Origin of the sequence: Paracoccus sigandri (assembly GCF_003709565.1) — a bacterium.
Taxonomy (GTDB): domain Bacteria; phylum Pseudomonadota; class Alphaproteobacteria; order Rhodobacterales; family Rhodobacteraceae; genus Paracoccus; species Paracoccus siganidrum.
Map to the genome: position 1 here is coordinate 70,302 of NZ_QNRC01000009.1, position 24,432 is coordinate 94,733.

Consider the following 24,432-nt stretch of genomic DNA (forward strand, 5'->3'; position numbering starts at 1 on the left):
GCTAAGCAATCCCGCGCGAAACGTCAAGACCCGGCCGTCGTCACGCCGGGGACGGTTGTCCCGGCAGGGAAAGCGCCTAGATTGAGCCGCAGCACCGTCAAGGCGAAGGGCCGATGCCGCAGATCCCCGCACCCGCCGTCACGCCGCCGCGCAACCCGCGCGAGGCGATGCGGCGCGACGAGATCCGCCGTTTCGTCGCCGCCCGCTATGGCCTGCGCGGAACGCTGAGCCTGCATCGCCGCGCCCTGGGGCCGGACCTGCTGCGCGCGCCGCTGAATGTCGCGCTGTCGCCGCTGTTCCTGCTGACGCGGCTGGTCGCGGGGCTGCTGTCGCTGGCGGGGCTGCGCCGGGCGGGCAGCTGGCTGGCCTCGCGGCGGATCTTTCTGGGCTCGGACGTGGCGCGGCAGGTCGAGGCGGATCTTGGCGCCTTCATCCACAAGCTGGACGACAAGGGCGCCGGGGTCGCCGCGCCGGCCGAGACCGTGGCGAAGGCGGTCGCCGATTACGCCGGAACCCGCAATGCCGTGGCCGAGATCACCACCTCGCTGCTGGTGCTGGCGGCGGGGCTGGCGCTGTTTCACGCCGCGACGCCGGGGGTGCTGTCGCTGGCGGGGCCGGTCGCCGACATGCGGGCGCAGGATCGGGCCATCGATGATTTCCTGCTGGGGCGCGGGCTGGGCCGGCTGTGGCACGGCGCCTTCCCGGCGCGCCATGACGGGCTGCAATTGCTGCTGACCGGCGCGGTGCTGGCGGTGATCGCCTCGGTCGTGACCACCTTCGCGGGGCTGGTGGCCGATCCGCTGCAGGTCTGGACCGGCACCCATCGCCGCCGGATCCGGCGGCTTCTGGCGCGGCTGGACGCCGCCGATCCCCGCACCGGCGCCCTGCCCGAGCGCGAGCATCTGCTGGCCCGGCTGGGCGATCTGAGCGATGCCGCCGTCATCCTGTGGCGCTACCTGCGCGGCTGACCGCGCATCGCCCAAAAATCGCCCCGCCGGATCTGGATATGGCCATCGCGCGTTCTATCTGTGCAAGGCGAGAATCATCGGCGAGGTTTCCTTGAACAGTTCCCCAAGCGCGGATCGTGCAGGTCCGATCCTGCATTTCCGCGGCCACGGCCCCGAGGGGCTGCGCCTTGCCGCGATCCTGATCCGTCCCCAGGACGATCCGCCCCCCGGCGCATTGCGGCTGCAAGCGGGCGATGTCGCCGCCGCCAGGCTGGCCGAAATCGACGGGCTGGTCCTGTGGCGCTATGATTTCACCCTTGGCCCCGAGGATGACGGCTATGAGCTGGAGGGCCGCCTGCATCCGGTCCGGACCGCGCTGGAGGGCGATCTGCGTATCGGCTTCGTGTCCTGCAACGGCGAGGAGAACGGCGATCTGGACCGCGACGCGGCCGAGCGCAACCTGATGTGGGACCGGCTGGTCGCCCAGCACGAGCACGAGCCGCTGGCGCTGCTGCTGCAGGGCGGCGACCAGATCTATGCCGACGAGGCGACCCATGGCCATCCGCTCAGCGAGGACTGGCCCGACCGGGTGCCCAAGAACCCGACCGAGGCCGAACTGGCGGACCTGACCCGGCACCTGCGCCACCGTTTCGCGCGCCGCTACCTGTCGGTGCTGACCCCGGCCCCCTGCGCCCGGCTGATGGCCGAGGTGCCGACGCTGTCGGTCTGGGACGATCACGACATCTGCGACGGCTGGGGCTCGCTGAAGGACAGCCGCACCCGCTCGGCGGTGGGCCAGACGCTGTTCCGCGTCGCGCGCGAGACCTATCTGCTGTTCCAGCATGGCGCGACCGAGGCCGACATCCCCGAGCTGTTCCTCGATCCGCAGGGCCGCAGCCTGGGCTGGTGCCGGCAGCTGCCCGGCCTGACCCTGCTGGCCCCCGACCTGCGATCAGAGCGGCACCGCCGCCGGATCATGGGCGATGCCGGCTGGCAGGGCGTCGAGGCGGTCGATCCGCCGCCGGGCCAGACCTTCCTGGTCTCCAGCGTGCCGCTGCTGGGGCCGCGCCTGTCGGTGATCGAGGCAATCATGACGGCGATCCCGCGGATGCAGCATTACGAGGACGACCTGCGCGACCAGTGGCAAAGCCGCACCCATCGCGACGAATGGCGCCGGATGCTGCGCGAGGTGCTGCGGATGCGTGCCAGCGGCCCGGTCACGGCGATCTCGGGCGAGATCCACCTGGCCACGCGGGCGATCATGGACGGCGACGAGGGGCGCGTGCATCAGCTGGTCGCCTCGGGCATCTCGCATCGCGCGCCGCCCAGGGCCTATGCGCGCTGCCTGGGCCTTCTGGCGGGCCTGGGCGAGGCGCCCCTGCCCGGCCACCCGATCCGCATCCTGCCGCTGCCGGGCCAGGCGCACCGCTATACGGCCGAACGGAACTTCCTGCTGCTGGAGCGCCGGGACGGGCGCTGGCAGGCGATCTGGCACCTGGAAGACAGCGGCCGCAGCCCGGCGCTGGACATTTCCGACTGAGCGGTCAGACCGGTTCGGCCCTGTATCCGGCCCCGGCGATGACGGCGCGGGCGGCCTTGGCATCGCCCGCCACCTCCAGCCGGTGGGCGGGCAGGTCGATCCGCACCCGCGCGCCGGGCATCGCGGCCTCGAACGCGGCGCGCAGCGTCTTTTCGCAATGGGTGCAGGTCATGTCCGGAACGGTGAAGACCGCGTTTCCGGTTGCCTCTGTATCGCTCATCCGTGGTCCTTTCCGGTCCTGGGGCACCGTCGCGGCGCCCGGCATCGGTGCAGAAGGGACCCCACGCAACCCGAGGGCCAAGGGCCTTTCCCGCTCGGCCCGCAAATTTCCGGCCACCCCTTGACCCTCCAGCGACTGGAGCCTCTATCTGGTCATCCGACAGGCCGAACGGACGAAAAGGAGGGCCGCCGGATGAGCGATGACGCAATCCTGAAACTGGGCGTCGAGGGGATGAGCTGCGCCTCTTGCGTGGGCCGGGTGGAACGCGCGCTGAAGGCGCTGCCGGGCGTCGCCGGGGCCGAGGTGAACCTGGCCACCGAAACCGCGACGATCCGCCATGACGGCAGCCTGCCCGCAACGGCCGTGACCGAGGCGCTGGCGGACCTGGGCTATCCCGCGCGGCTGGCCGAGACCGTGCTGGAGATCGATGACATGAGCTGCGCGTCCTGCGTGGGCCGGGTCGAGCGCGCGCTGGCGGCGGTGCCGGGCGTGCTGTCGGCGAATGTCAACCTGGCCTCGAGCCGGGCGATGCTGCGGCACCTGGATGGGGTCGCGCCTGCCGATCTGGCGGCGGCGGCGACGCAGGCGGGCTATCCCGCGCGGCCGCATCGCGACGCGGCAGACAACGCGCCCGCACCCGACCGCAAGGCCGGCGAGATCGCCACGCTGCGCCGCGACCTGATCCTGGCCGCGATCCTTGCCCTGCCGGTCTTCCTGCTGGAGATGGGCGGACACATGATCCTGGCCGTCCATCACTGGATCGCGCATAATATCGGCGCACAGAATTCCTGGATGCTGCAATTCGCGCTGACCACGCTGGTGCTGATCGGGCCGGGGCGGCTGTTCTACGCGAAGGGCTTTCCCGCGCTGCTGAAGGGCGCGCCGGACATGAACTCGCTGGTGGCGATCGGCACCTCGGCGGCCTGGGCCTTCTCGACCGTGGCGACCTTCGCGCCGGGCCTGCTGCCCGAAACCAGCCGCGCGGTCTATTTCGAGGCGGCGGCGGTGATCGTGGTGCTGATCCTGCTGGGACGCTTCCTGGAGGCCCGCGCCAAGGGCCGCACCGGCGAGGCGATCGCCCGGCTGGTCGGGTTGCAGCCCCGCGTGGCCCGCGTCGAACGGCACGGCGAGGTCCGCGAACGGCCCATCGGCGAGATCGTCGCGGGCGACCTGGTCCATGTCCGCCCCGGCGAGAAGATCGCGGTCGACGGGCAGGTCGTCTCGGGCGCGTCCTGGGTCGATGAAAGCATGATCACCGGAGAGCCGGTGCCGGTCGAGAAACAGGCCGGCACCGAGGTCACCGGCGGCACCGTCAACGGCAATGGCGCGCTGGTCTTTCGCGCGACGCGGGTCGGGGCCGACACGGTGCTGTCGCAGATCATCCGCATGGTCGAGGCCGCGCAGGGCGCGCGCCTGCCGATCCAGGACCTGGTCAACCGGGTGACGATGTATTTCGTCCCCGCCGTGCTGGTCGTGGCGCTGGCGACGGTCGGGCTGTGGCTGGCCTTCGGCCCCGAGCCGCGCCTGACCCATGCGCTGGTCGCGGGCGTGGCGGTGCTGATCATCGCCTGCCCCTGCGCGATGGGTCTGGCCACGCCGGTCTCGATCATGGTCGGCACCGGGCGGGCGGCGGAGCTGGGGGTGCTGTTTCGCAAGGGCGACGCGCTGCAATCGCTGCAAGGCGTCGCGACCGTCGCGCTGGACAAGACCGGCACGCTGACCGAAGGGCGCCCGGTGCTGACCCATTTCGAAACCGCGCCGGGGGTCGATCGCGCCCGGCTGCTGGCGCTGGTCGCGGGGGCCGAGGACCGTTCCGAACATCCCATCGCCCGCGCCATCGTCGAGGGCGCACGGAATGAAGGCATCGCCCCCATCGCCCCGGACGGGTTCGAGGCGCTGACGGGTCTGGGCATCCAGGCCGAGACGGGCGGGCAGCGCCTGCTGATCGGCGCCGCGCGGCTGATGGATCGCGAAGGCATCGCCACCGGCGCGCTGCAGGCGCGGGCCGAGGCGCTGGCCGCCGAAGGCCGCAGCGCGCTGTTCGCCGCGCTGGACGGGCGGATCGCGGCGGTGATCGCGGTCTCGGACCCGATCAAGGACAGCGCCCATGCCGCCATCGCCGATCTGCACGCGCAGGGCCTGAAGGTCGCGATGATCACCGGCGACGGCCGCCGCACGGCCGAGGCGGTCGCCCGCCGGCTGGGCATCGACGAGGTGGTGGCCGAGGTCATGCCCGACGGCAAGGTCGAGGCGCTGCGGCGCCTGGGCGAACACGGCCCGGTGGCCTTCGTCGGCGACGGCATCAACGACGCGCCGGCGCTGGCCAGCGCGGATGTCGGCATCGCCATCGGCACCGGCACCGACGTGGCCATCGAAAGCGCCGACGTGGTGCTGATGGGCTCGGGCCTCGGCGCGGTCGCGGACGCCTTCGCGGTGAGCCGCGCGACGATGCGCAACATCCGCCAGAACCTGTTCTGGGCCTTCGGCTACAACACGGCGCTGATCCCGGTCGCGGCGGGGCTGCTCTATCCGCTGAACGGGATGCTGCTGTCGCCGATCCTGGCCGCAGGGGCCATGGCGCTGTCCAGCGTCTTCGTGCTGACCAACGCCCTGCGCCTGCGCCGCCTGCGGCCGGCCACGCCGCAACCGGCACGGCAGAGGGGGGACGAGCCCCGGCCCGTCCCGGCGGCGGCGCAATAAGGCGGCGCGCCCCGGCCATCGCGGAACGGATGGCCGGGGGACTGCGGAAAACCGCGTCAGTTCGTGGCGGCGGTGCGGCCGTTTTCGGCGCGATAGGCCTCGATCGCGCCGGCGACCATGTCGGCGGCCTCGTTGGCGCCGCCGAAGCCGTTCAGCTCGACCAGCTTGCGGCCCTCGGGCAGCTGCTTGTAGACCCGGAAGAAGGCCTCGATCCGCTGGCGCTCGATCTCGGGCAGGTCCTCGATATTGCGAATGTCGTCATAGGTCGGGTCGATGTCCGAGGCCGGCACGGCGATGATCTTGCTGTCCTCCTCGCCGCCGTCGATCATGTGCAGCACGCCGATGGCGCGGACCTTGATGACGGCGCCCGGCACGATGGGCTCGCGCGTGAAGACCAGCCCGTCCAGCGGATCGCCGTCGCCCGCCAGGGTCGAGGGCAGCGAGCCGTAATTGGCCGGATAGACGACCGGCATCGACTGGAAGCGGTCCACCAGCACATAGCCATGCTCGGCATCCAGCTCGTATTTGGTGAAGCTGCCGGCCGGGATCTCGATGACGGTGAAGAATTCCGAAGGGTCCTCGGGCTGCGGATAGGTGAAGGGATGCTGCATCTGCGCCAGCGCGGGCGTCGCCAGCAGGGCCAGGGAAAGGGCGGCAAGGGCGGTTTTCATCGGATCCTCCGTTGATGGATGCGCCCCTGTTAGTCGGCGGATGTGACGGCCGGGTGACGCCCCGCCCGGCAGCCGCACCGCATTCCGCCAATGATCCGGGCAAAACGCCCAAACCATAAGCAATTGCGCGATATTTTGCCCTATTGACAGTCACAATGCTAATTGCGAGTGCAGTCCCTGCAAAATCTGAGGGCAATCGCATGACCAGTATCGACGAAAAACTTGAACCCGTTCTCAGCCAGGTCCTCGCCCGGAACCCCGCCGAACCCGAATTCCACCAGGCCGCCCGCGAGGTGCTGGAAAGCCTGGGCCGCGTGGTCTCGAAACATCCCGAATTCCTGGACGACGCGCTGATCGAACGGATCTGCGAGCCCGAACGCCAGATCATCTTCCGCGTGCCCTGGACCGACGACCAGGGCCGCGCCCATATCAACCGCGGCTTCCGGGTGCAGTTCAACTCGGCGCTTGGCCCCTACAAGGGCGGGCTGCGCTTCCACCCTTCGGTCAACCTGGGCATCATCAAGTTCCTGGGCTTCGAGCAGATCTTCAAGAACGCGCTGACCGGCCTGCCGATCGGCGGCGGCAAGGGCGGCTCGGACTTCGACCCCAAGGGCCGCTCGGATGGCGAGATCATGCGCTTCTGCCAGTCCTTCATGACCGAGCTGCACCGCCACCTGGGCGAATATACCGACGTGCCGGCCGGCGATATCGGCGTCTCGGGGCGCGAGATCGGCTGGATGTTCGGCCAGTACAAGCGCCTGACCAACCGTTTCGAGGCCGGGGTCTTCACCGGCAAGGGGCTCAGCTATGGCGGCTCGCTGGTGCGCAAGGAGGCGACGGGCTACGGCACCGTCTATTTCACCCGCGCCATGCTGGGCACCAGGGGCGAGGATTTCGAGGGCCGCCGGGTGACGGTCTCGGGCTCGGGCAATGTCGCGATCTATGCGATGGAAAAGGCGATCCGCTATGGCGCGCGGATCGTGGCCTGTTCGGACAGCTCGGGCTATGTGATGGACGAGAACGGCATCGACCTGGACCTGCTGAAGGAGGTCAAGGAGGTGCGGCGCGAGCGGATCGGCGAATATGCCCGGCTGCGCGGCCGGGGGGCGCATTTCATCCCGGTCGGCAAGGGCGCGATCTGGGACGTGCCCTGCGATGTCGCCCTGCCCTGCGCCACCCAGAACGAGCTGTCGGGCAAGGACGCGCAGACGCTGATCGCCAATGGCGTCGTCGCCGTGGCGGAAGGCGCCAACATGCCCTCGACCCCCGAGGCGGTGCGCGCCTTCCAGCAGGCCGGCGTGCTGTTCGGGCCGGGCAAGGCCGCCAATGCCGGCGGCGTGGCGACCTCGGCCCTGGAGATGCAGCAGAATGCCAGCCGCGACAGGTGGAGCTTCGAGCAGACGCGCGAGCGGCTGGGCCAGATCATGCGCGGCATCCATGACCGCTGCGCCGAGACCGCCGAGGAATTCGGCGCCTCGGGCGATTATGTCATGGGCGCCAATATCGCGGGCTTCGTGCAGGTGGCCGAGGCGATGCGCGCCCAGGGCGTGATCTGACCGAAAACGGGGCGGCGGCGGGCAAGGCACGCCCGCCGCCGCGTTCAGCGGCGCGCCTCCATCGCCGTCTTCAGCACCATCACGACCAGCGCGATGACCGTCAGGGTCGAGGCGGCGGCGAAGGCCCCGGCGATGTTGAGGTCGTTGAACAGCAGCTCGATCTGCAAGGGCAGCGTGTTGGTCTGCCCCCGGATCGAGCCCGAGACCACCGAGACCCCGCCGAATTCGCCGACCGCGCGCGCCGTGCACAGCACCGCCCCATAGAGCAGCGCCCACCGGATATTGGGCAGGGTCACGCGGCGGAAGACCTGCCAGCCCGAGGCCCCCAGCGTCACCGCCGCCTGTTCCTGTTCCGACCCCTGCGCCTGCATCAAGGGCAGCACCTCGCGCAGCACGAAGGGCGAGGTGACGAACATCGTCACCATCACGATCCCCGGCAGCGCGAACAGGATCTGGATGTCATGGGCCAGCAGCCACGAGCCCAAGAGCCCCTGCCGCCCGTAAAGCAGCAGATAGCAGATCCCAGCGATGATCGGGGAAATCGAGAAGGGGATCTCGATCAGCGTCAGCAGCGCCTTGCGGCCGCGGAACCGGAACCGGGCGATGGCCCAGGCGGCGGCGATGCCGAAGGCGATGTTGACGGGCACGGTCAGCAGCGCGACCAGCGCCGTCAGGGCGATGGCGTGCAGCGTGTTCGGCTCAAGGATATTGGCGGCAAAGACCTGGAAGCCCTGGGCGAAGGCGCGGTGGAAGATATAGGCCAGCGGCACCACCAGAACGGCGATGGTCAGCAGCACGGCGGCGGCGATCAGCGCCTTTGCCACCCGCTGGTCAGGGCGCGGCGCCAGGGCGCCGGGGGCGGCGGCGGGTCTCATGCCCCCTTCCCCTTGTAGCGCATCGCCCGCGCCTGCAGCAGGTTCGAGGCGACCAGCAGCACAAGCGCGATGAACAGCAGCACCAGCGCGATGGCGGCGGCGCCGTTATAGTCGTATTCCTCCAGCCGGATGAAGGCCAGAAGCGAGGCGATCTCGGTCTTCATCGGCAGGTTGCCGGCGATGAAGACCACCGCGCCGAATTCCCCCAGCGAACGGGCGAAGGACAGGGTGATGCCGACCAGCCAGGCGGGCAGGATCGCCGGCAGGATCACCCGGTAGAAGATCGTCCAGCGATGCGCGCCAAGCGTCACCGCGGCCTCCTCGTATTGCGGGTCCAGGTCCTCCAGCACCGGCTGGACCGAGCGCACGACGAAGGGGATCGAGGTGAAGGACATCGCCAGCGCCACGCCCCAGATCGTATAGACGACCTCGATCCCCAGCGGCTGCAGCAAGGCCCCATACCAGCCGTTGCCCGCGAAAAGCGCGGTCAGCGCCAGGCCGGCGACGGCGGTGGGCAGCGCGAAGGGCACGTCCATCAGCGCGTCCAGCAGCCGCTTGCCGGGAAAGTCGTAGCGCACCAGCACCCAGGCCATCAGCAGCCCGTAAAGCGCGTTGAAGATCGTGGCCATGGTGGCCGCGACCAGCGTCAGTTGCAGCGCCGCCCGCGTGCGCGGCGCGGTGATGATCTGCACGAAGCGTTCGGGCCCGATCTCGGCCCCCTTCAGCACCAGCGCGATCACCGGCAGCAGGACGATGACGCCGACATAGGTCAGCGTCACGCCCATGGTCAGGCCGAAGCCCGGCAGCACCCGCTTGGCGCGGACCGGCGCGGCTGGTGCAATTGCCGTCATTGGTTGACGAACAGCCTGTCGAGGATCGCGCCCTCGGCCAGATGCTCCTCGCCGATCTGCTCCCAGCCGCCGAAGACATCCTCGGCCGTGACCAGCTTCAGCTCGGGGAAGCGATCAGCGAATTCGGCCTTCACCGTCTCGTCATGCACGCGATAGTCGTTCTCGGCCAGCAGGCGCTGACCCTCGGGGGAATAGAGGAAATCCAGGTAAGCCTTGGAAACTTCCTCGCTTCCGTTGCGCGCCGCGTTCTCGGACACGACCGCGACCGGGAATTCGGCCAGAAGGCTCAGCGAGGGCGTGACCTGCTCGAAGCCCTGGTCGGCATATTGCCTGGCGATCTGCGCGGTTTCGGCCTCGAAGGTGATAAGCACGTCGCCCAAGTTGCGCTCGGCGAAGGTGGCGGTGGCGGCGCGCCCGCCGGTGTCGAAGACCGGGACATTGGCGAACAGCCTGCCCACGAAGTCCTGCGCCGCCTCGTGATCGCCGTCATTGACCTCCAGCGCATAGGCATAGGCGGCCAGATAGGTATAGCGCGCATTGCCGCTGGTCTTGGGATTGGGGAAGATCACCTGCACGTCCTCGGCCACCAGGTCGTCCCAGTCCTCGATCCCCTTCGGATTGCCCTCGCGGACCAGGAACGACGGCAGCGAGTAATAGGGCGAGGCATCGTTGGGGAAGGCCTCGCGCCAGTTCTCGTCGACCAGCCCGGCATCGGCCAGGACCTGGATGTCGGTGGTCTGGTTGAAGGTCACGACATCGGCGGGCAGCCCCTCCAGGATCGCGCGCGCCTGGCGCGAGGATCCGCCATGCGACTGGTCGATGGAAACATCGCGGCCGGTCTCGGCCTTCCACTTCTCGGCGAAGACCGGGTTGATGGCGGCGAACAGCTCGCGCGCGATGTCGTAGGACACGTTGAGGATGGCGTCCTGGGCCGAGGCCGGCGCGGCAAGGCCGAGCGTCAGCGCGGCGGCAAGAAGGCGGGTTTTCACAGTCGTTGCTCCTTGAAGGCGGGAAGGGGGGCGGGCGTGGCGGGCTGGTCGGAACGCGGCGCGGCGGGGAAGATGCGGCCGGCCTCGGGGCGCAGCAGCACGGGCTGGCCGGTCTCCAGCCCGGCGATGCGGCGGCGCGGCATCTCGGCCTCGATGCCGCACCCGTCGGGTCCGGTCAGCTGCAGCCGCAGCAGCGCCCCGGTCGAGACGATCTCGGCCACGCGGAAACAGCCCTCGGGATCGGGGCGGACCGCGATGTCCGAAGGGCGCAGGAACAGCGTCGCCGGCCCGTCCGCCATGGCGCGGCGCGGCAGGGCGGTCAGGTCGATGCCCGGCGCCTCGGCCCGGCCCTGATGCATGGTGACCGGCAGTTCCACCGTCAGCCCGACGAAACGCGCGACGAAGGCAGAGGCCGGATGGTCGTAGATCTCGTCCGGGTGGCCGATCTGCTCGATCCGGCCCGCGCCCATCACCACGACGCGGTCGGCCAGCTCGAAGGCCTCTTCCTGGTCGTGGGTGACGAAGATCGTCGTGGTGCCGCTGGCTTCGTGGACCCCGCGCAGCCAGCGGCGCAGGTCGCGGCGGACCTGCGCGTCCAGCGCGCCGAAGGGCTCGTCCAGCAGCAGAAGCCGGGGCGAGATCGCCAGCGCCCGCCCCAGCGCGACCCGCTGGCGCTGGCCGCCCGAAAGCTCGGACGGATAGCGGTCGGCCAACGCGTCGATCTGCAGGAAATGCAGCAATTCCCTGACCCTGGCCTCGATCTGGGCCGAGGGCGGGCGCTGGCTGCGCGGCAGGACGGTCAGGCCGAAGGCGATGTTGTCGCGCACCTTCATATGCGGAAACAGCGCGTAATGCTGGAAGACGAAGCCGGTGCGCCGGGCCTGCGCGGTCCGGCCCAGCCAGTCCTGCCCGTCGACCGCCAGGCTGCCCGCATCGGGCCAGTCCAGCCCGGCGATGATGCGCAGAAGCGTCGTCTTGCCCGACCCCGAAGGCCCCAGCAGCGCGACCAGCTCGCCCTTGCCGATGTCGAGGTCGATGCCGCGCAGCACCTCGGTCTGGCCGAAGCGGCGGGTCATGTTGGCGATCGAAAGGCTCATGTTGGCGTCCTGTTCCCTTGCGGTGAAGCTAAGCAGCGCGCAGGACGAAGCCAAGGAAAGGAACCCTGTCATTTCGACGGCGGTTTTGGAAATATTTTCTTTCCGTGCAGATAAAACAGAACGAAAATTCTACCCGCCACGGCCGGCAGGCGGCGAAACGACCGGATCGTTCCCTGCCCCTCAGCGGGTGGTCGTGTCGATCGGATAGGCGGTGGTATAGGCCAGCCGCTCCATCGCGAAGTTCGAGGTGACGTTCTTGATCGGCAGCGCGTCGGTCAGCCGCTTGTAGAGCCGGTCGAAGGCGGCCATGTCGGGCACCGAGACGCGCAGCAGGTAATCCATCTGCCCGGCCATGCGATAGACCTCCATGACCTCGGGGATGGCGGTCACCATCTCGGTGAAATGCTCGCGCCATTCGGCGCTGTGGTCGGGGGCCTCGATGCCGACGAAGACGGTCAGCCCGAAGCCGATCCGGTTCGGGTCGGCGATGGCCACGCGCCGGGTCAGCACCCCGGTCGTCTCCAGCTTCTGGATGCGCTTCCAGCAGGGGGTCTGCGACAGGCCGACCCGGTCGGCGATCTGCGCCAGCGACAGCGTCGCGTCGCGCATCAGTTCGGAAACGATCTTGCGATCGATCAGGTCCAGCTCTTCCATCGGGTCCCCGCCACTCTTCATGCTGCGCAGAATGCCGCGCGCGGCGCCGGATGCCAACCGTTTCGGCAATCACGCCGGCAGGACGCGGACCCGGCGGCGCTTGGCGTCGGGCTCGGGCGGCAGGCCGGCATGCAGGCGCAATTCGGGCGGCGTGCAGTCCAGCCGGCGGCCCAGATCGGCCAGCGCGTCGCGCAGCGGGCGCTCGGCATCGCCCTCGGCGCCGTCCAGCCAGATCTCCAGCACATTGCCCCGCTGGATCGCCCGCCAGTCGCGCAGCCGCAGCGGCAGGCAGGCGATCATGGTGCGGATCGCATCGGCCGGCACCAGCCGCAGCCCCGCGCGGCCGGGCCACCACAACATGTCGTCCTCGCGCCCCTCGATCCGGGCGATGCGCAGGCTGGCGCAGCCGCAGGGGCATGGCGCGGGATCGGGGACCAGCACGTCGTCCAGCCGATAGTTCAGGATCGGCAGGCTTTCGCGGGTAAAGTCGTGGATGATCGGGCAGAAGGCGCCGGTGGCCGGGTCGATCACGTCGCGTTCCACCCGCAGCCAGCCCTCGTTCAGATGCAGGCTGCCGGCGCGGCAGGTCATGGCCAGCACGCCCTCGGTCGCCTGATAGACCTCGTCGACGGGCACGCCGAAGGCCGCGGTGATCGCCGCGCGATCCTCGGGCAGCAGGGTCTCGGCGACCGAGATCAGCCGCTGCGGCGCGATGCGCGGGCCGGCCAGCGCCAGCTGCCCCAGGATGCGGGCGGGCGCGATCACCACGGTCGGGTCCAGCGCCTCCAGCCGCGACAGGTGATCCTGCCAGGGCGTCAGCATGTCGAAGAACTGAAACCGCACCAGCGGGTTCGACAGGCGGCGATAGAGCGCGTTGTCGGCGCGCATGAAGAAGGCCACGCGCTGACGCCGCGCCAGGCTTGGCCAGAAGCGGCCCAGCATGATCGCGGCCCACAGCGCGCGTTCGCGCGGCGTGGACAGGAACAGCCCGCGCTGGCCCGAGGTGCCGGTGGACAGCCCGACCGCGACCTTGCCGATCATCGGGCTGAAATCGCGGCTCTCCTCGGCGCGCAAGGCCACGTCCAGCGCCTGGTCGTATCGAATGCCGCAGGTGTTGATGGCCGAGAAATTCTCCATCAGCCGCGCCTTCGACATGCGCGGCAGGGCAGCCAGGGGCACCTGCGCCAGGTCGCGATAGAAGGGCGAACGCGGCATGACCCGCTGGCGAAACAGCGCGAAGGCGCGGGCGTGATGGGCCTCGATCTGCGCGCGGTCGCGAAAGCCGCGGCCATAGCGGGCCGAGAGGAAGGCGGACAGGCTCATGGCGCGGTCTCGGGGCAATGCGAGGGGTCGAGGGTGATCTCGGGCCGGACCGCCATCAGCGCGCGCAGCGCGGCGAAGGTCCGACGATAGGCCCGCGCGTCGCCCAGCCGCGCCAGCACCAGGCCCGGCGGCATCCGGCCGCTGCGCAGCGCCGCGCGGCCATAGGCGGCATCGGCGATCAGGAAGCGCGCGGCCTGCGGGATCCACAGCCCGGTCTGGCCGGTGCCGTGGCCCGGCAGCGGCACCGCGATCAGCTGCCCGTCGCCCAGCAGGTCATGGCCCCCCGAAAAGCCCGGCAGGCCGGTATCGACGGCGGGGCGGTTCTCGATCAGCGTCAGCTTGCGCGACAGCACCATGTCGCGCAGCAGCGGCGGACAGGCGGCGCGGGTGGCGCCCCAGTCCGAGAGGCCGCGCAGATGGGCGATGGCCCCGGCCGAGACGGCGACCGGGACATGGGCGGGCAGATCGGCCAGCCCGGCGACGTGATCGGCGTGCAGATGGGTCAGCATGACCAGGTCGGGCAGGCGCGGCAATTGCGGTGCCAGGCGCTCGGCCGGCGGCAGCTCCACCGGCGTCAGCCAGCGATAGAAGCGCGCGGGCAGCCGGGCGGTCGCCTGGAAGAAGGCCGGGCCATAGCCGCAATCGACCAGCACCGTGGCGGTTCCGGTTTCGATCAGCGTGGCCAGCGCGGGAAAGCGGACCGGCCGCAACCCGCCCTGCCCCGCGGCCCAGCCCGAGGCCCGGCAGGACCCGATCCGCAGCGTGGTCAGGCGAAGCACTCGGCCAGTCCCTCCTCGAAGCTGACCAGGGGCCGATAGCCCAGGTCGCGCCGCGCGGCCGAGATGTCCAGCGTCAGGCTGCGCCCCAGCGAGGCGACGGCCTGCCGGGTCAGGGCGGGCTCGGCGCCGCCGCGGCTGCGGGCGAAGGCTTCGGCCGCGGTGGCCAGCGACATGGCCAGCGAATAGGGGATCGGCAGGCGGCGGAAGCGCAGCCCGCTGCGGCGCCCGGCGATCTCGACCAGGTCGCGGAAGGCGAAGGCCCGGCCCGAGGTCACGTTCCAGACCCGCCCGCCCGGCGCCGAGGCCGCAAGGATCATCGCGCGGGCCGCGTCGCGCCGGTGGGTCACGTCGATCAGCGCCCGCCCGCCGCCGATCATCGGCACCGTCCCGCGCCGCATCGCCCCGATCAGCCGCGGCAGCAGCGCGCGGTCGTGGCGGCCGTAGATGGCGCGCGGGCGGATGGCGTTGCAGCGCATCTGCCCGTCGGCGGCCAGCACCATCTGTTCGGCCAGCCGCTTGGAATGGGCATAGGGCGTTACGCAGCGTCCGGGCAGGGGCGCGTCCTCGGCCACGTCCAGGCGGTCGGTGCCGTCGGCGTAAAGGCTGGGGGTCGAGGCGAAGACGAAGCGCATCACCCCGGCCCGTTCCGCCGCGTCCAGCAACCGGCGCGTGGCGGTGACATTGGCGGCGATGAATTCCGCCTCGGCCCCCCAGGCGGAACTGAGCGCGGCGCAGTGAAAGACCACGTCGACGCCGGCCAGCAGCGGGCGCAGGTCCGCGGTGACCAGGTCGGCGGCCATGAAATCGGGCAGCGCGGCAGGCATCCGCGCCGTCGTGCGCAGGTCCCAGCCATGCGCGGCAAGCTCCTCGACAAGGGCGCGGCCAAGGCAGCCCGAGGCTCCGGTGACAAGCGCGCGCATCAGAACCTCACCACCGCACCGCCGAGCGAGATGCCCGCCGAGGTTCCGATCAGCAGCGCATGGTCGCCGCGCTTCAGGCGCCCGCTGCGCACCGCATGGTCCAGCGCCGTCGGGATCGAGGCGGCGATCTGGTTGCCGGTGCGGGCGAAGATGTTGACCACCCGCTCCGCCCCCAGCAGCAGGTTCTGGATGGCGTGGTTCAGCGATTGCGCGCTGGCCTGGTGCGGAATGACGCAATCGAGCCCGTCCAGCCCGACCCCGGCCTTCAGCAGCAGCCGGCGCAGGAAGCGCGGCAGATGGCGCGAGGCGACGCGGAAGGCCTGCTGCCCGTCCATCCGGAAGCGGTCCTCGCCCTCGGCGATGCCGCGCGCCGGGTTCACGCGGGTGCCGCCCGCTGCCAGCACGCAGGCCTCGCGGCCCTGCCCGTAGGTCTCGAACCCCGAGGCCAGCAGCGCGCCCCCGCCCCTGCCCGCCTCCAGCACCGCCGCCGCGGCGCCGTCGCCGAAGATCGCCGCCGCATCGGGCCGGCGCCAGTCCAGCCCGACCGAGGCGATGTCCGAGGAAAAGACCAGCACCCGCTTCGCGCGGCCGGTCGCGATATGCAGCGCCGCCAGGTCCATCGCCTTCATGAAGCCCAGGCAGGTGGCGTTCACGTCCCAGGCGGGCGTGCCGCTGCGGCCAAGGCCCAGCCGATCCTGGACCAGCACCGCGGTCGAGGGGATCGGCTGCTCCATCACGCCGCAGGCGCCGATGATCAGGTCCAGGTCGCGCGGCGTGCATTCCGCCATCTCCATGGCCTCGCGCGCCGCCTCGGCCGCCATGGCGGAACTGGTCTCGTCCTCGTCCGCGACATGGCGCGACCGGATGCCGTAAAGCGCATGGCAGCTGCCCGGCCGCCAACCCAGCCGGGCGTCGATTTCTTCCGAAGTCAGGACGCGGCGGGGCTGATAGCTGCCGGTGCCGCGGATCGTCAGGGGAATCGGGAACATGGCTGATACCGTTATTGGACAGTGTTCATTAACCTTGACAACGGTTGACCTTCACGTCAAGAATATTTTTGAACATTGTTCAGCAAGCCAATCGGAAAGGGAGCCATGGCCCGCCCGCGCCAGTATGATCACGACGCCCTCAGGGCCTCGACCATCGAGGCCGCCCGCCGCCTTCTGGAGGAAGGCGGCCCCACCGCCCTGACCGCCCGCGCGCTGGCGCAGGCCGTGCGCACGACGCCGGGCACCATCTACAACCTGTTCAGCGGCATGAACGAGGTGCTGCTGGAGGTGAACCGGCAGGGCTTCATCGAACTGGCCCAGGCCGTCGATTCGATCAGGCCGGGCGATCCGCGCGACTGGCTGATCGCCATGGCCGATACCTATGTCGATTTCATGGTCCAGCGCCCGGTCGTCTGGCGCGGGCTGTTCGAGGGGCCGCGCGTCACCGAGGAATTTCCGCGCTGGTATATCGGCCTGATCGACGCGCTGATCGACCGCGTGGCGGGCCCGATCGCGGCGTTGCAGCCGAAGACCTCGCCACGCCAGCTGGCCGAGGAGCTGCTGATCTCGGTCCATGGCGTGGTGGCGCTGGCGGCCAGTTCAAGGCTGGACCTTCTGACCCATCAGGAGCCGCACGAGCTGGCCCATCGCATGATCGACCGCATGATCGCGGCGATCGGCTCGGGGGTGGCCTGAACATGAACGCGCTGAACCCGATGCGGCCCGAGGGATCGCCGCTGCCGGCGGCAGGCGATGCGCCGATGCGCGGCGGGCTGGTCCTGGGTTCGGCGCGCTGCGGATCGACGCTGGTCTCGCAGGTCCTGCGACTGCATCCCGACGTGCTGTCGCTGTCGGAACTGTTCTCGACTGCCGGCCCCCATGCCTTTCGGCCCGCGCGTCCCGGCGCGACGATCAGCGGCGCGCGTTTCTGGCAGCGGCTGGCCACGCCCTCGCGCGCCCTGTCGCGGATGGGCAATCCGGCGCTGGCCCCGGCCGAGTTCCTCTATGGCCGCCAGCCCTCGCCCGCCTTCGATCCGTTCTTCTGCCCGCCGGTCCTGGCCGTGACCCTGCCGCATCTGAGCGACGATCCCGACGCGCTGTTCCAGCGGATCGGGGCGCGGGCGGCGCTGCGGCCAGATCTGCCGCTGGCGGATCACTACCGCGCGCTGTTCGCGGATCTGGCGGGGGATGCGGGCGGCAAGATCTGGGTCGAACGCTCGGGCGGGTCGCTGGCCGCGGCGGGCACATTGCGCGCGATGTTCCCCGAGGCGCGGCCGGTCCTGCTGCTGCGCGACGGCGCGGATACGGCGCTGTCGATGCGCGATTATCCGGCGGCGCGGCTGGCGATCTGGATGTGGCGCCGGTTGCGGCCACTTGGGATCGACCTGCTGGGCCCGCGCAGCCATTACGGGCGCGGCGCGCTGTGGCCGGCGATCTCGGCCATCGGCGGGCGGATCGGGGTGGGCGCCATCCTGTCGCGCCGGCCCAGCCTGAAGGATTGCGGCGCCTTCTGGTCGGCCGTCACCCTGGCCGGGCTGCGCGGGCTTGACGGCGCGAAGCCGCTGGTCCTGCATTACGAGGACCTGTGCCGCCAGCCCCGCAGCCAGCTTGTGCGGCTGGGCATCTACCTGACGGGCCGCGCGCCGGCCGGCTGGCTCGACGCCGCCTCGGCCCTGCCCCGGCCGCGCCCCTCGCGCGCGGCGACCCTGCCCGAGGCCGACCGCCGCGTGCTGCTCAATGCCTGCGAAAGGGGCGAATTCGCCCTGGCCGCCGTCGGCATGGCGCGGCGCGCGTCCTAGGAGGACCGCCGCCCCGCCATGCGGGCCAGCGTGCCGTCGCGCCACATCGCCTGATGCACGCCGACCATGACGACATGGCCCAGGATCAGCACGCCCATGACCCAGGCCAGCTCTCCGTGCAGGGCGCCGGCCAGCGTGCCGGTCCATTCGATCGCAGCCTCGCGGGCGGGGAAGATCTGGAAGCCGAAGGGCGCGAAGGCGCGCTCGGACCCCCAGGCCCGCAGCAGCGCCACGCCCGGAACGATCAGCATCAGCAGATACAGCGCCATATGGCCCAGCCGCGAGGCCACGCCGACCGGCCCCGCGCCATGGGCGGGACGGTTGCGCCGGTTGGCCAGCGCCCAGACGATCCGCAGCGCGATCAGCACGAACAGCACCGTCCCGATCGGCTGGTGCAGGCGCACGAAGAAGGCCGCCATCGAATCGCGCCCCAGAAGCAGCCGCAGCCCCATGCCCAGGAACTGCCACAGGATCAGCAGGGCCATGGTCCAGTGCAGCAGCCGGGTGATCCGGCCGTAATGCCGGGGCGTGTCGCGGAACGGCAGGGTCGGGGCGGGCCGGCCTTGAACGGAATCCATCGCGTCACCTCGTTGCTTGACCGCCATCGCAGCCGGCATGAGGCCGGAAGACGGGGATTTCCTGCTGCTTGTCAAGGATCTGCATAATCGCCGCGACGCGGCACGGCAATCGCGGCCACGAAAAGTTGACGATTTCGCTAAGGGTCTTTATTGCCGGGCCTGATCCCGAAGTGCAGGTATGCCCGTGTCCGTTCCCTCCCCCTCCGCCCCGCGCCAGGTCTGGCCCGAGGAATTCGCCACCCGCTATCGCGAGAAGGGCTATTGGCGGGGCGAGACCTTCGGGGATTTCCTGCGCGCGCGGGCGGCCGCGCATCCCGACCGGCTGGCCGTGGTCGATGCCCGCCACCGCTGGAGCTATGGCGAATTGCTGGCCCGGTCCGAGCGGGCGGCGCAGGGCTGGCTGGGGCTGGGCCTGCGCCCCGGCGACCGGGTGATCGTGCAGATCCCCAACGTCGCCGGGTTCTTTCCCGCCGTGTTCGGCCTGTTCCTGGCCGGGCTGGTCCCGGTCTATGCCCTGCCCGCCCATCGCCAGACCGAGCTTGCGCATTTCGCCGCGCGGTCCGGTGCGAAGGCGCTGGTGATCCTGGACCGGCACGAGGGTTTCGACTATCGCCCGCTGGCGGCAGAGGTGCAGGCGGGCGCGCCGGAGCTGCGCCATGTGGTCGTGATCGGCGATCCGGGCCCGCATCTGGGCTTCGACGCGCTGCCCGATGGCGGGCAGGCGCTGCCGCAGGTCGATCCCGCCTCGGTCGCCTTCCTGCAGATCTCGGGTGGCTCGACGGGGCTCTCGAAGCTGATCCCGCGCACGCATGACGATTACATCTACAGCTTCCGCGCCAGCGCCGAGATCTGCGGGCTGGGCGCGGACAGCGTCTACATGGCCGCCCTGCCCGTCGCGCATAATTTTCCGATGAGCTCGCCGGGCGTGATGGGCGCGCTCTACGCCGGATCGCGGGTGGTGATGTGTCCCAATCCCAGCGCCGACACCGCCTTCCGGCTGATCGCGCAGGAAGGCGTGACGATCACCGGCGTGGTGCCGCCGGTGGCGCTGTTGTGGATGCAGGCGGCGGCGAAGACGCCGCATGACATCTCCAGCCTGCAGGTCCTGCAGGTCGGCGGTGCGAAATTCATCCCCGAGGCGGCGGCGCGGGTGCGGCCCACGCTGGGATGCCGGCTGCAGCAGGTCTTCGGCATGGCCGAGGGGCTGGTGAACTATACCCGCCTCGACGACCCCGAGGAGATCGTCGTCACCACGCAGGGCCGCCCGATCAGCCCCGATGACGAGGTGCTGGTGCTGGACGATGACGGCCGACCCGTCCCCGAGGGCCAGCCCGGCCACCTGCTGACCCGCGGCCCCTACACGATCCGCGCCTATCACGATGAGCCGGCGGCGAATGCCCGCAGCTTCACGCCCGACGGCTTCTACCGCACCGGCGACATCGTCCGGCGGCTGCCGAGCGGCCATCTGGTGGTGCAGGGGCGCGCGGGCGACCATATCAACCGCGCCGGCGAAAAGATCTCGGCCGAGGAGATCGAGGACCACCTGCTGGCCCATCCCGGCATCTTCGACGCCGCCGTGGTCTCGATCCCCGACGCCTTCCTGGGCGAACGCAGCTGCGCCTTCGTGATCCTGCAGCCCGGCGCGGCCCTGCGCGCGCCCGAGGTCAAGGCCTTCATGCGCGGACGCGGCCTGGCCGAGTTCAAGGTGCCCGACCAGGTCGTCTTCGTGGAGGAATTCCAGACCACCGCCGTCGGCAAGGTCAGCCGCAATGTTCTGCGCGCCCAGTTGCGCGCCCGTTTTCTGGACGAAGGAAAGACGCCATGACCCTGACGCTCGACAAGATGCGCGCGGATGTCGCCGAACTGATCGACCTCGACCCGTCCGAGATCGGCGACGACGACATCCTGCCCGACCTGGGCCTGGATTCGCTGCGGCTGATGCGCCTGGTCCTGGCCTGGGAAGAGGCCGGGCTGAAGGCCGATTTCGGGCTGTTCGCGGAATATGCGACCCTTGGCGACTGGTGGCGCGAGGTCGTCCAGCCCGCCCAAGCCGCCTGAGATGACCCTGACGGCCCCCATCCGGCCCGACCCCGCCGCATCCGCCGCATATCCGCTGACCGAGGCGCAGGAGGGCTTGTGGTATGCGCAGGCGCTGGATCCCGCCAATCCGATCCTGAACACCGGGCAATATCTGGACCTGCGCGGGCCGCTGGACCTGCCCGCCCTGCGCAAGGCGCTGGCGCGCACCATCGCCGAATCCGAGGCGCTGCACCTGCGTTTCCACAGCGGCCCGGACGGTCCCCGGCAATGGCTGTCGTCCGAAGGCATCGCGCCGCGCATCGTCGACCTGAAAACCCATCCCGCGCCGGAATCCGAGGCGCTGGCGCAGATGCAGGCCGACAGCCGCCGCGCGCTGGACCTGACCGCCGATCCGCTTGCCGCCTTCACCCTGTTCATCCTGTCGCCCGAGCGGCAACTGCTTTACGAGCGCATCCACCATCTGGCGATCGACGGCTATGGCATGGTGCTGGTCACCAACCGCATCGCCGAGCATTACGCCGCCCTGACCGGCGCCGGCCCGGCCCCGACGCCCTTCCCGCCCTATCAGCGCGCCCATGACGAGGATGCCGCCTGGCGCGCATCCGACCGGCGCGCAGCGGCCGCCGCATGGTGGCGATCCGCGATGGCCGACCTGCCCGAGGTCGCCGGCCCCGCGCCGGGCCGCGCCGTCGGCGGCGACCGTTTCATCCGTGAAAGCATGTGGTTACCTGTAGATCTTGCGGCTTTGCTTGAGGATTTCTCGGACCGGCACCGGCTTGGCTGGCCGGACGTGCTGACCGCGCTGGCCGGGGCCTATCTGGCGCGCTGGACAGGCGGCGAATGCGTGATCGGCCTGCCCTTCATGGCGCGGATGGGCCGCAGGATCGCGCGCCTGCCCTGCATGGCGATGAACGTGCTGCCGCATCGGCTGCGCCCGGACGAGGACATGCCCCTTGCCGACTGGCTGGCAGCCCAGGCGCGCAGCTTCCGCGAGGCCCGCCGCCACGGGCTTTACCGCAGCGAATACCTGCGCCGCGACCTGGGGCTGATCGGCGGCTCGCGCCGGCTCTACGGCCCGCTGGTCAATGTCCAGCCCTTCGACCGCCCGCCGGTCTTTCCGGGGCTGGAGGTCGGGCTGCACATCCTCGGCGCCGGCGCGGTGGACGACCTGACCCTGACCTTCCGCGGCGATCCGCAGGCCGGGATCCTGTTCGAGGTGGACGCCAATCCCGCCCTCTACACGCCGAAGGACGTCGCCGGCCATTCCGCGCGCCTTGCGGCCTTCCTCTCCGCCGCGCTGAAGGCGCCCTCGCTGGCCCATGTTCCGACCGCCAGCCCCGCGGAAATCGCCGAAGCCGAGGCCGTGAACGCGACCGGCCATCCGGTCCCCGACACCACCCTGACCGCGCTGATCGAGGCGCGGATCAAGGCCAGCCCCGACGCGCCGGCCATCAGTTTCGGCGACCGCACCATCAGCTTCGCCGAGCTGGACCGCCGCAGCGCCGCCCTGGCCGCGCGTCTTTCCGCGCTTGGCGCCGGGCCGGGCCGCATCGTCGCGGTCGCGCTGGAACGCTCGCTGGAGCTGCCGGTCGCGCTGCTGGCCATCCTGCGCGCGGGCGCGGCCTGGCTGCCGCTGGACCCCGACCACCCGCCCCGGCGGATCGCGGCCATCCTGTCGCGGGCGCGGCCCGCCGCCGTGCTGACCTCGCCCGAACTGGCCGGGCTGTTCCCCGGCGACGCGCCGCTGCTGTCGACCACCGACTGGCCCCTGGAGGGCGCTGCCCCCGCCACGCCGCCGGCGCCGGGCGACCTGGCCTATGTCATCTTCACCTCGGGCTCGACCGGCGAGCCCAAGGGCGTGATGATCGAACACCGCGCCATCGTGAACCGGCTGCTGTGGATGGCGGCGCAATACGGCATCGACGCCAGCGACCGGATCCTGCAGAAGACCCCGGCGACATTCGACGTCTCGGTCTGGGAGTTCATCCTGCCGATGATCGTCGGGGCGGAGCTGGTCATGGCCGCCCCCGGCGCGCATCGCGACCCCGCCGCCATCGCCGCCGCGATCCGCCGCCACGGAATCACCACGCTGCATTTCGTGCCCTCGATGCTGTCGGCCTTCCTGGCCTCGCCCGCGTCCCAAGGCTTGGCGCTGCGCCGCGTCTTCTGTTCGGGCGAGGAACTGACCGCCGATCAGCGCGCGCGTTTTCACAGCAGAATCAACGCGCAACTGCACAATCTTTACGGGCCGACCGAGGCCGCCGTCGATGTCAGCTTCTGGCCGGCCGCGCCCGATGACGACAGCAATCCCCTGCCGATCGGCTGGCCGGTCTGGAACACCCGGCTGGAGGTGCTGGACGACCGGATGCGCCCGCTGCCGCCGGGGCTGGCGGGGAACCTCTATCTGGGCGGGGTGCAGCTGGCGCGCGGCTATCTGGGCCGCGACGACCTGACGGCGGAACGCTTCATCCCCGACCCGACGCGGCCCGGCGAAAGGCTCTATGCCACCGGCGACCTGGCGCGGCGGCGGGCCGATGGCGCGGTGGTCTATCTGGGCCGCGACGACCATCAGGTGAAGATCCGGGGCCTGAGGATCGAGCTGGGCGAGATCGAGGCGGCGATCATGGCCAGCGGCCTTGCCCGCCAGGCCGTCGTGCTGGCGCGCGAGGACCGGGCAGGCGACAGGCGGCTGGTCGCCTATCTGGTGCCCGCGCCGGGCTATGCCCCCGGCGCGCTGGCCCCGCGCCTCGCCGCCAGCCTGCCCGCCTATATGGTTCCCTCGGCCGAGATCGCGCTGGACGCGCTGCCGGTCACCGCCAATGGCAAGCTGGACCGCAAGGCCCTGCCGGCGCCGGAATTCCGCGCCGCGGGCCGGGCCGCCGGAACCGAAACCGAGCGGCGGCTGGCCCGGCTGTTCGCCGAGATCCTGCACCTGCCCGAGCCCGCCCCGGCCGAGGCGGATTTCTTCGCGCTTGGCGGCGATTCGCTGTCGGCGGTGCGGCTGGCGCTGCGCATCGAGGAGGAGACCGGCCGCGATCCCGGCCTCGGCACGATCTTCGAACATCCCGTGCTGTCGGCGCTGGCACAGGCGATCGAGGCCGAGGCACAGGATGACGGGCTTGGTGCGCTGATCCTGCTGGCCGATGGCGATCCCGGCGCCCCACCGCTGTTCCTGGTCCATCCGGCGGGCGGCATCGGCTGGGGCTATCGCCACCTTGCGCGGCGGATCGCCCCCGCGCGGCGGGTCTGGGGGCTGCAGCATCCGGGGCTGGACCCGGACACCGCGCTGCCCGAAAACCTGGACGCGCTGGCCCGCGACTATGTGCGGCATGTGGTCGCGCTGCTGCCGCAGGGGCCGGTCCACCTGGCCGGCTGGTCGGTCGGCGGGATCATCGCCCAGGCGATGGCGGTGGAGCTGGCGGCGCGGGGCCGCGAGGCGGGGCTGGTCGCGCTTCTGGACAGCTATCCCGCCGATGCCTGGCGCGATGAGCCCGAGCCCGATCCGGTCGCCGCCCTGCGCGCGCTGCTGGCCATCGCCGGCCACGACCCGGACGCGCATCGCGACCTGGACACGCGCGCGAAGGTCGTGGCCTTCCTGCGCGCGGCCGGGACCACGCTCGGCGCGCTGCCCGAACCCGTGCTGGACGGCGTCGTCCGCCTTGTCACCGATACCAACCGGCTTGTGCGCAGCCATCGCCATCGCCCGATGGCGGGGCGGCTGACCCATTTCCGCGCCGCGCTGGACCACAAGGATCGCGACCTGAGCGCGGCGATGTGGCGCCCCTATGCCGCAGAGATCGAGGTGCTGGAGGTGCCGTTCCTGCATTCGCAGATGACCTCGCCCGAGGCATCGGCGCTGATCGCGCCGGAACTGGCCCGCCGGCTGGAGGGGTATTGACGCCCC

General features: G+C 70.7%; 21 protein-coding genes. 9 read left to right on the forward strand and 12 right to left on the reverse strand.

Annotated elements, in window-relative coordinates:
* Window positions 1-113 precede the first annotated feature (113 nt).
* The gene (locus C9E82_RS10355) at window positions 114-968 is read left to right on the forward strand and encodes a DUF6635 family protein (RefSeq protein WP_240643683.1); all 855 of its coding nucleotides are present in this window, start codon (window positions 114-116) and stop codon (window positions 966-968) included.
* Window positions 969-1,059: 91 nt separating this feature from the next.
* Entirely contained in the window at window positions 1,060-2,487 is a 1,428-nt protein-coding gene (locus C9E82_RS10360; protein ID WP_240643684.1) for an alkaline phosphatase D family protein, read from the forward strand.
* Between the two features lie 4 nt (window positions 2,488-2,491).
* Here the strand turns inward: C9E82_RS10360 and C9E82_RS10365 are convergent, their stop codons facing one another.
* Window positions 2,492-2,707 carry a heavy-metal-associated domain-containing protein gene (locus C9E82_RS10365; RefSeq protein ID WP_119900747.1) on the reverse strand — a complete coding sequence of 72 codons (216 nt, stop codon included), beginning with the start codon at window positions 2,705-2,707 and terminating at the stop codon, window positions 2,492-2,494.
* A gap of 192 nt (window positions 2,708-2,899) precedes the next feature.
* Between C9E82_RS10365 and C9E82_RS10370 the strand changes: the two genes are divergently transcribed.
* Window positions 2,900-5,407 carry a heavy metal translocating P-type ATPase gene (locus C9E82_RS10370; RefSeq protein ID WP_119900748.1) on the forward strand — a complete coding sequence of 836 codons (2,508 nt, stop codon included), beginning with the start codon at window positions 2,900-2,902 and terminating at the stop codon, window positions 5,405-5,407.
* A 56-nt stretch (window positions 5,408-5,463) separates the two neighbouring features.
* On the opposite strand, the gene C9E82_RS10375 is transcribed toward C9E82_RS10370, so the two are convergent.
* Window positions 5,464-6,078 carry an inorganic diphosphatase gene (locus tag C9E82_RS10375; protein WP_119900749.1) on the reverse strand — a complete coding sequence of 205 codons (615 nt, stop codon included), beginning with the start codon at window positions 6,076-6,078 and terminating at the stop codon, window positions 5,464-5,466.
* Window positions 6,079-6,278: 200 nt separating this feature from the next.
* Here C9E82_RS10375 and gdhA point away from each other — a divergent pair, with 200 nt between their 5' ends.
* Window positions 6,279-7,634, forward strand: a complete 1,356-nt coding sequence (gdhA, locus tag C9E82_RS10380; protein WP_119900750.1) for an NADP-specific glutamate dehydrogenase — start codon at window positions 6,279-6,281, stop codon at window positions 7,632-7,634.
* Window positions 7,635-7,678: 44 nt separating this feature from the next.
* On the opposite strand, the gene cysW is transcribed toward gdhA, so the two are convergent.
* From cysW to C9E82_RS10425, 9 genes are all read right to left on the reverse strand, one after another.
* Window positions 7,679-8,509, reverse strand: a complete 831-nt coding sequence (cysW, locus tag C9E82_RS10385) for a sulfate ABC transporter permease subunit CysW (protein WP_119900751.1) — start codon at window positions 8,507-8,509, stop codon at window positions 7,679-7,681.
* Window positions 8,506-9,360, reverse strand: a complete 855-nt coding sequence (gene cysT / locus C9E82_RS10390) for a sulfate ABC transporter permease subunit CysT (protein WP_119900752.1) — start codon at window positions 9,358-9,360, stop codon at window positions 8,506-8,508. Before cysT ends, cysW begins: the two co-directional genes overlap by 4 nt.
* A complete protein-coding gene (locus tag C9E82_RS10395; protein WP_119900753.1) occupies window positions 9,357-10,349 on the reverse strand; it encodes a sulfate ABC transporter substrate-binding protein in 993 nt (330 codons plus the stop codon). The genes cysT and C9E82_RS10395 overlap by 4 nt, the downstream gene beginning before the upstream one ends.
* Window positions 10,346-11,446: a sulfate/molybdate ABC transporter ATP-binding protein gene (locus C9E82_RS10400; RefSeq protein WP_122449261.1), complete on the reverse strand. Its 1,101-nt coding sequence runs from the start codon at window positions 11,444-11,446 to the stop codon at window positions 10,346-10,348. Before C9E82_RS10400 ends, C9E82_RS10395 begins: the two co-directional genes overlap by 4 nt.
* Window positions 11,447-11,626: 180 nt before the next feature.
* Window positions 11,627-12,121 carry an Lrp/AsnC family transcriptional regulator gene (locus tag C9E82_RS10405; RefSeq protein ID WP_280524941.1) on the reverse strand — a complete coding sequence of 165 codons (495 nt, stop codon included), beginning with the start codon at window positions 12,119-12,121 and terminating at the stop codon, window positions 11,627-11,629.
* 48 nt (window positions 12,122-12,169) lie between these two features.
* Window positions 12,170-13,423 carry a F390 synthetase-related protein gene (locus tag C9E82_RS10410; protein ID WP_119901074.1) on the reverse strand — a complete coding sequence of 418 codons (1,254 nt, stop codon included), beginning with the start codon at window positions 13,421-13,423 and terminating at the stop codon, window positions 12,170-12,172.
* A complete protein-coding gene (locus tag C9E82_RS10415) occupies window positions 13,420-14,202 on the reverse strand; it encodes an MBL fold metallo-hydrolase (RefSeq protein WP_119901073.1) in 783 nt (260 codons plus the stop codon). The genes C9E82_RS10410 and C9E82_RS10415 overlap by 4 nt, the downstream gene beginning before the upstream one ends.
* Window positions 14,190-15,122: an NAD-dependent epimerase/dehydratase family protein gene (locus tag C9E82_RS10420; RefSeq protein ID WP_119901072.1), complete on the reverse strand. Its 933-nt coding sequence runs from the start codon at window positions 15,120-15,122 to the stop codon at window positions 14,190-14,192. Before C9E82_RS10420 ends, C9E82_RS10415 begins: the two co-directional genes overlap by 13 nt.
* Window positions 15,122-16,111 (reverse strand): 3-oxoacyl-ACP synthase III family protein, encoded by a 990-nt coding sequence (locus C9E82_RS10425; protein WP_122449262.1) that lies wholly within the window; start codon window positions 16,109-16,111, stop codon window positions 15,122-15,124. The genes C9E82_RS10420 and C9E82_RS10425 overlap by 1 nt, the downstream gene beginning before the upstream one ends.
* Before the next feature lie 105 nt (window positions 16,112-16,216).
* Between C9E82_RS10425 and C9E82_RS10430 the strand changes: the two genes are divergently transcribed.
* Both C9E82_RS10430 and C9E82_RS10435 read left to right on the forward strand, forming a co-directional pair.
* Window positions 16,217-16,807 carry a TetR/AcrR family transcriptional regulator gene (locus C9E82_RS10430; protein ID WP_119898564.1) on the forward strand — a complete coding sequence of 197 codons (591 nt, stop codon included), beginning with the start codon at window positions 16,217-16,219 and terminating at the stop codon, window positions 16,805-16,807.
* Between the two features lie 2 nt (window positions 16,808-16,809).
* A complete protein-coding gene (locus C9E82_RS10435) occupies window positions 16,810-17,910 on the forward strand; it encodes a sulfotransferase (RefSeq protein WP_240643569.1) in 1,101 nt (366 codons plus the stop codon).
* On the opposite strand, the gene C9E82_RS10440 is transcribed toward C9E82_RS10435, so the two are convergent.
* The gene (locus C9E82_RS10440; RefSeq protein ID WP_119898574.1) at window positions 17,907-18,488 is read right to left on the reverse strand and encodes a cytochrome b; all 582 of its coding nucleotides are present in this window, start codon (window positions 18,486-18,488) and stop codon (window positions 17,907-17,909) included. The genes C9E82_RS10435 and C9E82_RS10440 overlap by 4 nt on opposite strands.
* 184 nt (window positions 18,489-18,672) lie before the next feature.
* On the opposite strand from C9E82_RS10440, the gene C9E82_RS10445 reads away from it, so the two are divergent.
* Genes C9E82_RS10445 through C9E82_RS10455 form a run of 3 tightly spaced genes read left to right on the forward strand, consistent with a single transcriptional unit; the run spans window position 18,673 to window position 24,426 of the window.
* Complete coding sequence (locus tag C9E82_RS10445) at window positions 18,673-20,313, forward strand: (2,3-dihydroxybenzoyl)adenylate synthase (protein WP_240643570.1); 1,641 nt, start codon at window positions 18,673-18,675, stop codon at window positions 20,311-20,313.
* Window positions 20,310-20,546, forward strand: a complete 237-nt coding sequence (locus C9E82_RS10450) for a phosphopantetheine-binding protein (RefSeq protein ID WP_119898566.1) — start codon at window positions 20,310-20,312, stop codon at window positions 20,544-20,546. Before C9E82_RS10445 ends, C9E82_RS10450 begins: the two co-directional genes overlap by 4 nt.
* A 1-nt stretch (window position 20,547) precedes the next feature.
* The gene (locus C9E82_RS10455; RefSeq protein ID WP_119898567.1) at window positions 20,548-24,426 is read left to right on the forward strand and encodes a non-ribosomal peptide synthetase; all 3,879 of its coding nucleotides are present in this window, start codon (window positions 20,548-20,550) and stop codon (window positions 24,424-24,426) included.
* The last annotated feature ends 6 nt before the right edge of the window (window positions 24,427-24,432 follow it).